This is a genomic window from Nocardioides sp., from assembly GCF_031422975.1.
Classification (GTDB): Bacteria; Actinomycetota; Actinomycetes; order Propionibacteriales; family Nocardioidaceae; genus Nocardioides.
Map to the genome: position 1 here is coordinate 1 of NZ_JANPEO010000588.1, position 2,312 is coordinate 2,312.

General features: G+C 69.8%; 3 protein-coding genes. 2 read left to right on the plus strand and 1 reads right to left on the minus strand.

Features of this window, described 5'->3' with window-relative positions:
• Nucleotides 1-845: Na+/H+ antiporter NhaA (locus tag RMO85_RS17550; protein ID WP_310530008.1), on the minus strand; the 845-nt coding region annotated here is incomplete at its 3' end.
• Nucleotides 846-1,036: 191 nt separating this feature from the next.
• Between RMO85_RS17550 and RMO85_RS17555 the strand changes: the two genes are divergently transcribed.
• Both RMO85_RS17555 and RMO85_RS17560 read left to right on the plus strand, forming a co-directional pair.
• A complete protein-coding gene (locus RMO85_RS17555; RefSeq protein ID WP_310530009.1) occupies nt 1,037-1,483 on the plus strand; it encodes an SRPBCC family protein in 447 nt (148 codons plus the stop codon).
• A gap of 174 nt (nt 1,484-1,657) precedes the next feature.
• The coding region (locus RMO85_RS17560) for a glutamate-cysteine ligase family protein (protein WP_310530010.1) at nt 1,658-2,312 on the plus strand (655 nt) is incomplete at its 3' end.

Here is a 2,312-nt window from a genome sequence, read left to right on the forward strand (position 1 = left end):
TGCTCGGCCAGTCCGGGACCGGCCTCGGGGCCGCCGGCTGCCTGGCTGCGGAGGACGGGCACGGCGAACCCGAGGAGGACGCCGGCGACGGTGGCGTGGACGCCCGAGGCGTGCATCAGCGTCCAGGCCGCGGCGGCGAGGGGGAGCAGGAGCCACCAGGACCGGTGGCGGCGCTGCACGGCAAGGGTGAACAAGCCGATCGGGACGAGCGCTGCGAGCAGGGGCAGTAGGTGCAGGTCGCTGGTGTAGAACACCGCGATGATGGTGACTGCGAACAGGTCGTCGACCACGGCCAGGGTGAGCAGGAAGGTACGCAGCGCCGTGGGCAGGTGGGTGCTGATCACGGCCAGCACGGCGAGGGCGAAGGCGATGTCGGTGGCGGTGGGGATCGCCCAGCCGCGCAGCGCGCCGTCGACGGAGGTGGCGTTGACGGCGACGAACACCAGCGCCGGGACCACCATCCCGCCGATGGCGGCCAGGATCGGCAGCGCCGCACGGCGCGGGTCCTTGAGGTCGCCGGCGACGAACTCGCGTTTGAGCTCGAGGCCCACGACGAAGAAGAAGATCGCAAGCAGCCCATCGGCGGCCCAGGTGCCCAGTGTCAGGTCCAGGTGCAGCGCCTCGGGCCCGAAGCGGTAGTCGCGCAGCGCGTCGTAGGACTCCGCCCATGGGCTGTTGGCCCAGACCAGGGCGATGATCGTGCCGACGAGCAGGAGGGCGCCGCCGACGGTCTCCTGACGGAGCAGGTCGGCGACGCGGGAGTCCTCGGACCACGAACCGCGGCCGAAGAGCAGCCGACCTCCCGGCGCAGGGCTGGGCGTGGACGAGGGTAGTGGCTGGTTCACGCGAGGTGCTCCCAAGGGTTGGTGGGTCGTTTCATCGACTGCCGACCAGACTTCCCGGCGCACCGATGCCCACCGTAGCCGTTGGTGGCGCTCGTCAGTGGCCGGAGAATCGTCCGGTCGGGCGCCTGTACACCGAAGGCGACGTGCTGGCCGGCTGTCCATGCGCTCCTGGGCGCGCAAGGATGTCCACCATGAGTGTCGACGTCGAGGTGGAGACGACCATCCTGCAACCGACCGCGGTGGTCGCGGCGTTTGCAGGCGACCCCACCAAGGCTGTCGAGTGGTACGCCAACATCACGTCAGTCGTCTGGCAGACGCCACCGCCTGTCGCCGTCGGCTCGAGGATGGAGTTCGTCGCCCAGTTCCTCGGGAGACGTCTGGCCTACACCTACGAAGTGATCGAACTCGAGTCCGAGCGCCGGTTGGTGATGCGTACCGCTGACGGTCCGTTCCCGATGGAGACCACCTACACGTGGGAACCGGCACGCGAAGGGGCGACGAGGATGACGCTGCGCAACCGGGGAAACCCAGCGGGGTTCTCCCGAGTTGTGGCGCCGATCATGGAACGTGCGATGAGGCGCGCCACCACCAAGGATCTGGTGCGGCTCAAGGCGTTGCTCGAAGCCGGCGAGGACTGACCCACGCACCCCCGACCGGCAACGGTTACGGATCACGGAACTACTCGCCGGTCCACTTGAACCTGCTCGGGTCCTCGGGTAGGCATGGTGTTGAACAAGTAACGAGGACGGTCATTCGTGGTCGCCCCCGCACCGACCCGCGGTCACCATGACCGGTCCGGACCTGGAGGGGCGATGACCATCCGAGCAGTCCCCGAGGCGACAGAGCTCCGCGCACTCGACCCGAGAAGCCCGGTCGAGTCGGCGCGCCGGATCATCGCGGACGGGGCGCTGCGCTCGGGCGAGGAACAGCGTGTCGGCCTCGAGCTCGAGTTCCATCTCGTCGATCTGGCGCGTCCCGAGCGGCGGCCGAGCTGGGTCGCGGTCCAGTCCCTGCTCGCGGATCTCCCGGTGATGCCCGGCGGCAGCTCGGTGACGCTCGAGCCGGGCGGACAGATCGAGCTCTCGACGCCACCCCACCACGACGTCGTCGGCTGCGTCACTGCGCTGCGTGCCGACAGGGAGGCGCTGCGCAGAGCTTTGGCGGATGCCGGCTACGGCGCCGCCCCCCTGGGCGCGGATCCGGCTCGCCCGGTCCAGCGGACCAACCCGCACCAGCGTTATGTGGCCATGGAGCAACACTTCGAAGCCCTGGGCTGTCCCGGGCCGGGTCGCGCCATGATGTCGGCCACCGCCGCCCTGCAGATCAATGTCGACGCCGGACCAGCTGCGGGCTGGTCCGCCCGGTTGGCCCACCTCCGTGCCCTGGTCCCGGTGCTGATCGCCGCGTCGGCCACCTCATCGCACCTCGGAGGACGAAGCTCCGGTTGGCACTCCATGCGACAGGAGA